Origin of the sequence: Nostoc sp. CHAB 5715, from assembly GCF_020829685.1 — a bacterium.
Taxonomy (GTDB): Bacteria; Cyanobacteriota; Cyanobacteriia; order Cyanobacteriales; family Nostocaceae; genus Nostoc.
Genome location: NZ_JAIVFR010000394.1, coordinates 1 through 6,363, shown reverse-complemented (window position 1 = coordinate 6,363; position 6,363 = coordinate 1). Strand labels below are relative to the sequence as shown.

Here is a 6,363-nt window from a genome sequence, read left to right as displayed (position 1 = left end):
AAGGAAAACATTCAAGAGGGAGCTAGTAATCTCAAGGAAGGCATTCAAGAAGGAGCTAGTAATATCAAAGAAGGCATTCAAGAGGGAGTTAGTAACCTCAAGGAAGGCAGTGATGATTCCAATGTTGGCTCTTAGGCTAAAAATAACTTAAAAAATTAGCAATAGACCTCTTGCATAAATTAATCAGAAGACCCACGCTCTAACTTTGGCTTACATTAAAGTCTCATCTCTTTGCTTGCGGGAACACGTTACGGGTGTTAGGGAATTTTTCAAGAGGTCTAATCTTGATTTCTCATGCCGAGAAGTCACAATTGAGAAATCAAAAGATAGAATATTTCCTCTTGTAATGCTTGTACTCCAGAGCAAAAACGTTTGCAAGAGGTTTATTGTTGGCTCAATGTTCAAACAAATCTTTAAACTGCAACAAATCCAAGGAAACTATTGTTGGCAGAAATTCAAAACATTCTTGAGCAATTTCCCAACGTTCTTCTCGTTTGAGCATTTCTGTTAGCTTGTGCTGCACACTAAGTAAGTAGCGCACATCATTGGCAGCATAATTCAGTTGAGCTTCAGATAAACTAGCGGCGTTACCCCAATCAGAACTTTGAGAGCTTTTATCCAGTTCTACTTGTTCTAACTCTTGCACCACATCTTTAAGTCCGTGGCGATTTGTGTAAGTACGGGCTAATTTACTAGCAATTTTGGTACAAAAAACAGGTCTAACCTGAATCCCCAGATTAGCTCGCAAAGTGGCAAGGTCAAAGCGAGCAAAGTGAAACACTTTTACGACATTCGCCGTTTCCAAGAGTTTTTTTAAGTTTGGCGCATCAGTTTGTCCTTTGGCTATGCGGATTGCATTCACTTTCCCGAATTCGTTGCACAACTGGACAAGACACAACCTATCACGCTGTGGCAATAATCCCATCGTTTCTGTATCAACTGCGATCGCAGTTGATTCTAAATACTGTACTAGAACCGCATCGCCCAGATCGCGATCGCTCACCTGAAAATCTTGTAATGTCATGAATTGTTCAAAAATAATAGCAGTGTCCAGCAAATAAAAGTCTTGTCAGACACTACATTATTATTGTGCAAAACAATCAGAAATTAAATCTACCTAGTGCGAAAAAAAAGCTGTGTAAGGTAGACTTCGCCTTGATTATTAGTAGCAACGCCAATTCCAGTCAGGTTGTAATTTCCTTTTAGGTTCTTTAAATGTCCGGGACTCTTGATCCAACCAGTAACAGCTTCATTCACAGGGTTACTATATCCTCGATTAAAAGCAACATTTTCCGCCGCACTGCTGTAGCGAATAGGGATAGCTTTGACTCGGCGTTCAAATCCCTGATGGCTAAATGGGGTTTTACCTTTAGCCATATTCTGACTATGAATTCTAGCCTGTCGAGTGATATTTGCATTTAAGGTCAACTTTGGCAGTCCTTTAGAAGCCCGATATCGATTAATTTCGTCAAAAACGGATTTTTCTAGCTCCGTAGTTTTAAAAGTAGGAGTCGATATTGCAGCCTGACTCGAAAAAAGCGACAACAGCTTATTACGGGTGGATGTATTCGTAGAAGGATGATTTGGTATCGGAACAGTCGTTAACCCACTAGCAAGGACAAGCGCACTTAAAGCGATGCCAAAAGCAGTTTGTCGGAACATGGAGAATTACGTAATATGTAGAGATATAAGACTTATACTCTACCCTATTGTTCCGACGATATATATCAGGATACTATTAAGGATTGATGAATTTTGGCAATCTGCCTACATCCTTGTATAGGAAGTACAACAAAAAATCGTTTTCAATTGTCAATACTTCAATAGGTCAGCATCGTAAAATCACGGTTATTTTTGCTGATAATTTAAGATTTTTATGAATTCCTAAAAAAATAATGTAGTTTCAATGACATTTGTCTATTGAATACTACATTATTCAACATTTAGCAAAAGCTTTGCTAAGAAACTGAAGTCTGGGGGAATTTCAGAAAAAACCTAAATTTTACCAAATCTATCAGCGAAAGAAAATTTGTGTGAAGTAGATTTCGCCTCTACTGTTGCTAACGACACCAATCCCAGTTTTCTCATAATTACCTTTGATATTGGCTAGATGCCCTGGACTTTTGAGCCAGCCTTGAACAGCTGTTGTCACAGAGTCACTATATCCATAGTTGGAAGCGACATTTTCACCAGCTGTTTTGTAAGGAATACCGACTGCTTTAACACGTTCTGAAAATCCCGTATGTCCAAAGGGAACTTTACGATTAGCCATATCCTGACTGTGAATCCTGGCTTGATTATCAATGGCAGAATTACGAGTCAGCTTTGGTAGTTTTTGGGAAACTCTGTAGTCATTAATTTGTTTGAAAACCGCCTCTTCTAAAGCAGCAGTGTCAACTTTAACAGTACTATTTGATACATTTGAAGATGTCGACGTAAAAGTTGAATTTGTTACAGGAGTAGCGATCGCTCCACTACTGAGAATAATAGTGCCCAAAGCAACGCTGTAGATTGTTGTTTTAATCATTTGCTGAAACTAACTGGAACTCTAGCTCCAGAAAGCTTAACTAAGCTAGTATCAATCTGACAACTTGATTATAGGTCTATATACCTCTGTTTATGGCGTTTTTTGTTCAAAAACTACCAGTTAACTTTAAAATTCATAAAATTATGAAAAATTCTTGCTGTTTATAAAAAATTTTCCTCTACCATTAGTATGACTATTTTATTTAACTCACTTTGAAAACTTCATTTTGTAATATACGAATATTTTCAGTATTTGGCTAATAGTGGTTAAAAAACAATTATGTATTCAGAAAATTAAACAGTATTAACACTTAAAAAGATAGAATTATTATGAATTATGATTGAATATCAATATATTACATAATTCAGTATTAATACTGGTATAGATGGTGAAGATGGGATATAAATGGCATAAATTTATCCACTAAAACCTCTTGCCTGGAATTCCTAATACTCGCCTCGGCAAGAAGCAAGCTACGTAATTCGTAATTTCTATATCGCAAGGATTTCATTGATTTGGGATAGGTAGTTTACTTTTGCCGTGCTGTACTAGCTTTTCTTGAGGGTTTCTAACTCTTCCTGTACCACGCGCAATACCCGCGCAATATATTCTGCACGCCACTGTTCCCGTTCCTTAGTACAACATTTCATTAATTCGTAGCGAATTCTCTGCGTACCTTTGCGCTTACCTCTGCGTTTAAATTTCAACCCTCAATTCGCCACGATTTTACGCAAAGCTGTACTTAGTTACTTTGGCATCCGGCTCGTAAGCTTCAATCTCAGTAGCTGATAAAATACCTTTAACCTCTAGCAACCGTTCAATGGTGTCTAGCCGCTCATGCAGCACAGACACCTCACCAGTCAAAGCCATGACGATCGCTTTTAAGTATATTTACGCGTCATTTAATAACTTGGCTACTGTTTGTACATCCTTATCGCCACGCCCAGAGCAGTTAATTACAATCCGGGGACTGTCGGTTAGTTGGGGACACAGGGTTTCGAGGTAGGCGATCGCATGGGCTGTTTCTAATGCCGGGATAATCCCTTCCAATTTTGACAATCGCTGAAATGCCGCTAAAGCTTCTGCATCCGTCACACTATAGTATTCAGCGCGACCAGTATCTTTCAAATAGCTATGTTCTGGCCCCACACCGGGATAATCTAAACCTGCACTAATTGAGTGTGCCTCAATGATTTGCCCATCCTCATCTTGCAGAAGATAGCTCATTGCTCCGTGCAATACACCAACTCGTCCTTTTGTCAAGGTTGCTGCGTGTTTTTCAGTATTAACACCTTCTCCTGCTGCCTCAATCCCAATGAACCGTATAGAAGGCTCATTCATAAACTCATAGAATAGTCCCATAGCATTGGAACCACCACCCACGCAAGCCAAGAGAATATCAGGCAATACACCCCACTTTTGGATTGCTTGGGCGCGAGTTTCTTGGCCGATTACTGCATGGAAATCACGTACCATCATTGGGTAAGGATGGGGCCCTGCTACCGAACCGAGAATGTAGTGAGTTGTTTCTACATTTGTCACCCAATCACGGATTGCTTCAGAAGTGGCATCCTTCAGGGTTCCCGTTCCCGCTTCCACCGGACGCACTTCTGCCCCCATCAACCGCATTCTGAACACATTTAAAGCTTGGCGTTCCATGTCATGAACGCCCATGTAAATTATGCATTCCAACCCAAAACGAGCGCAAACTGTAGCTGTGGCAACTCCGTGTTGTCCAGCACCCGTTTCGGCAATAATCCGTTGCTTACCCATGCGCTTTGCCAACAATACCTGACCAAGGGCATTATTGATTTTATGAGCACCAGTATGATTTAAATCCTCGCGTTTTAAGTAAATTTGCGGCCCCGTGCGATCGGGTCGGGCATAATGAGCAGTCAGGCGTTCAGCGAAATATAATGGTGTGGCACGTCCTACATAGTCCCGTAACAACTGCTGTAGTTCTGCTTGAAAACCAGGGTCATTGCGGTATTGCTGATAAGCTGTTTCTAGTTCAGTAAGAGCAGGCATCAGCGTTTCAGGTACATACTTACCGCCGAAGCGTCCAAAGCGACCTAGCGTATCAGGAACTTGAGCAGTTGAACTTGGAGAGAGGGGAGTGGTAGTCACAGGCTGTTTTCAATGACGGGAATGACTTAATTATTATAGAAAGTCTGGGGCATATTCAAGTTATATCTGGAGACTAGAAACTAAATTCTTCATCAATACTCAATGCCCAATGCCCACTTGCCCTGAGCGAAGTCGAAGGGATGCCCCATGCCCAATTACTTTGAATCCCTCGCAATGGATTTGTAATGTTAGCCTAGAAATTGATATCCCAGCAGAATGGTTGCATAGAAGTTTCCACTGCCTTTGAAATTTTCTTAAACATTCATTTTATGTCTTCTTCCAATTCTAAATCTTCTGACAAAAACTTTGTCTACCGCGAATTTGGCAACGACAACTCTGCCGCCACAGAAAGACCAATTCCCGAACTCCCCGCACAACAACAAAATCTCAAAGTACAAGCTTCCCGCAAAGGACGCAAAGGCAAAACCGTTACAGTGATTAGCGGTTTTCAAGCCAAACCAGAAACCTTAGCTGATTTGGTGAAGCAGTTAAAAACCCAGTGCGGCACAGGTGGGACAGTTAAAGATAACGAAATTGAAATTCAGGGCGAACACAAGCAGAAAATTGTCGAGATTTTGAGCAAACTAGGTTACAAAGCTAAAATTAGCGGTGGCTAATCTTGAGTGCGGTTTACCGCATCTTAACCGTGATCTAGATTAACAGAGGAAATGTTATCTTTGAAAGGTACAAATATGCTTGAGCATTGGTGAATCACTTTACCAACAAGCTGTTTTTTATGAGATGAATAGGAGGTTTAAATGGATTTAGTTCGGATTTTGTGTGCCATTTTCGTACCGCCTCTGGGAGTTTTTTTGCAAGTAGGTTTTGGTATAGACTTTTGGATTAATATAGTTTTGACACTTTTTGGTTACATTCCTGGGATTATTCACGCAGTATGGATAATTGCTAAAAAATAATTCTTTGTGGCGGTAGGTTTGAGGTTCTGCATACAGCGATAAATTAAGTCAGAGCCTCAATCTTTCTAGCGGTGAGGTTGCGAGTTAACTACTAAAGCCTGAGTTAACATGAAGCTAAATTTTCTACTGCATCAGAATCTGTGCTAATAGCTCCGGTGCTATCCGAAATCCGGCTTTGTTTATTAATTCATTAATCACAGGCTGCAATGATTCGACTTCACCTAGCTGTTTAGCACGCAGCAAAATCCCCAAAATCCCTGTTACTTTCAGTCCTAGAGATTTAGCAACTTTTCTGCCCTCACGTTCATCTAGAAGTGTCCATTCTGCTTTAACCTCAATGGCAAGGGCGATCGCTTCAGCCTCCCCTCGATCCAATGTTTGCTTCAGAAGTTGAGCAAGGGGTTCATTACTTACCTCTCGACTCTGAATCCATCGGAATGAAATTGACTCACGAATTGCTTAAGAACCTGGTCGATCTTCACTAACTTTTAACTCATCCAATACAGCACTTGGAATCAGAATCTCACCAAACTGCTGATGCAGAAGGATAAGCTGATTCACAATTGCCAAATTGAGAATTGGTGAAGGGTTACTCACTACGGGCATAGGTTAAGTAATCATCCAATTCTTCACAACTGTAATGCCTCATTACTCCACGAAGAGCCAGCAGTTGCCCAAATTCGTATTTATCCATTTCAGCTAATTCTCGTGCTTTACCGAAGGAGAGAATGTCTTGTGTGTAGAGCGCAATGGCTAACTCCCGACGCAATTCCTGCTCAATACGCTGTTCTG

12 protein-coding genes are annotated in these 6,363 nt (G+C 40.7%); 3 read left to right on the top strand and 9 right to left on the bottom strand.

All coding sequences use genetic code 11. The features are described 5' to 3' along the window. Positions 1-394: 394 nt before the first annotated feature. The 6 genes from LC574_RS21135 to trpB all read right to left on the bottom strand — a co-directional run bounded on the left by LC574_RS21135 (position 395) and on the right by trpB (position 4,654). Entirely contained in the window at positions 395-1,024 is a 630-nt protein-coding gene (locus LC574_RS21135) for a ribonuclease H-like domain-containing protein (RefSeq protein WP_229455441.1), read from the bottom strand. 89 nt (positions 1,025-1,113) lie between these two features. Continuing rightward, complete coding sequence (locus LC574_RS21130) at positions 1,114-1,662, bottom strand: CAP domain-containing protein (protein WP_229455439.1); 549 nt, start codon at positions 1,660-1,662, stop codon at positions 1,114-1,116. A 352-nt stretch (positions 1,663-2,014) separates the two neighbouring features. Further along, complete coding sequence (locus LC574_RS21125) at positions 2,015-2,527, bottom strand: CAP domain-containing protein (protein ID WP_229455438.1); 513 nt, start codon at positions 2,525-2,527, stop codon at positions 2,015-2,017. A gap of 548 nt (positions 2,528-3,075) precedes the next feature. Continuing rightward, positions 3,076-3,234: a hypothetical protein gene (locus LC574_RS21120; protein ID WP_229455436.1), complete on the bottom strand. Its 159-nt coding sequence runs from the start codon at positions 3,232-3,234 to the stop codon at positions 3,076-3,078. Positions 3,235-3,253: 19 nt separating this feature from the next. Further along, positions 3,254-3,397, bottom strand: coding sequence for a hypothetical protein (locus tag LC574_RS21115; protein ID WP_229455434.1), 144 nt, complete (start codon positions 3,395-3,397; stop codon positions 3,254-3,256). A gap of 21 nt (positions 3,398-3,418) precedes the next feature. Continuing rightward, positions 3,419-4,654, bottom strand: coding sequence for a tryptophan synthase subunit beta (gene trpB, locus LC574_RS21110; RefSeq protein ID WP_229455432.1), 1,236 nt, complete (start codon positions 4,652-4,654; stop codon positions 3,419-3,421). 109 nt (positions 4,655-4,763) lie between these two features. Here trpB and LC574_RS21105 point away from each other — a divergent pair, with 109 nt between their 5' ends. From LC574_RS21105 to LC574_RS21095, 3 genes are all read left to right on the top strand, one after another. Beyond that, positions 4,764-4,901, top strand: coding sequence for a hypothetical protein (locus LC574_RS21105; protein WP_229455431.1), 138 nt, complete (start codon positions 4,764-4,766; stop codon positions 4,899-4,901). A gap of 22 nt (positions 4,902-4,923) precedes the next feature. Next, entirely contained in the window at positions 4,924-5,271 is a 348-nt protein-coding gene (locus tag LC574_RS21100; RefSeq protein WP_229455430.1) for a translation initiation factor, read from the top strand. Between the two features lie 141 nt (positions 5,272-5,412). After that, positions 5,413-5,571, top strand: a complete 159-nt coding sequence (locus LC574_RS21095) for a YqaE/Pmp3 family membrane protein (protein WP_012410519.1) — start codon at positions 5,413-5,415, stop codon at positions 5,569-5,571. A 123-nt stretch (positions 5,572-5,694) separates the two neighbouring features. Here the strand turns inward: LC574_RS21095 and LC574_RS21090 are convergent, their stop codons facing one another. From LC574_RS21090 to LC574_RS21080, 3 genes are all read right to left on the bottom strand, one after another. Then, a complete protein-coding gene (locus LC574_RS21090) occupies positions 5,695-5,946 on the bottom strand; it encodes a DUF3368 domain-containing protein (RefSeq protein WP_229455429.1) in 252 nt (83 codons plus the stop codon). 84 nt (positions 5,947-6,030) lie between these two features. Next, entirely contained in the window at positions 6,031-6,177 is a 147-nt protein-coding gene (locus LC574_RS21085) for a hypothetical protein (protein ID WP_229455427.1), read from the bottom strand. Beyond that, positions 6,161-6,363: UPF0175 family protein (locus LC574_RS21080; RefSeq protein WP_229455426.1), on the bottom strand; the 203-nt coding region annotated here is incomplete at its 5' end. The genes LC574_RS21080 and LC574_RS21085, both read right to left, overlap by 17 nt.

Excerpts from the sequence above, each read along its gene's own strand:
- LC574_RS21125 (WP_229455438.1), bottom strand. The coding sequence starts at position 2,527 with ATGATTAAAACAACAATCTACAGCGTTGCTTTGGGCACTATTATTCTC.
- LC574_RS21105 (WP_229455431.1), top strand. The coding sequence starts at position 4,764 with ATGCCCACTTGCCCTGAGCGAAGTCGAAGGGATGCCCCATGCCCAATT.
- LC574_RS21135 (WP_229455441.1), bottom strand. The coding sequence starts at position 1,024 with ATGACATTACAAGATTTTCAGGTGAGCGATCGCGATCTGGGCGATGCG.
- LC574_RS21115 (WP_229455434.1), bottom strand. The coding sequence starts at position 3,397 with ATGGCTTTGACTGGTGAGGTGTCTGTGCTGCATGAGCGGCTAGACACC.
- LC574_RS21095 (WP_012410519.1), top strand. The coding sequence starts at position 5,413 with ATGGATTTAGTTCGGATTTTGTGTGCCATTTTCGTACCGCCTCTGGGA.
- LC574_RS21085 (WP_229455427.1), bottom strand. The coding sequence starts at position 6,177 with ATGCCCGTAGTGAGTAACCCTTCACCAATTCTCAATTTGGCAATTGTG.
- LC574_RS21100 (WP_229455430.1), top strand. The coding sequence starts at position 4,924 with ATGTCTTCTTCCAATTCTAAATCTTCTGACAAAAACTTTGTCTACCGC.
- LC574_RS21130 (WP_229455439.1), bottom strand. The coding sequence starts at position 1,662 with ATGTTCCGACAAACTGCTTTTGGCATCGCTTTAAGTGCGCTTGTCCTT.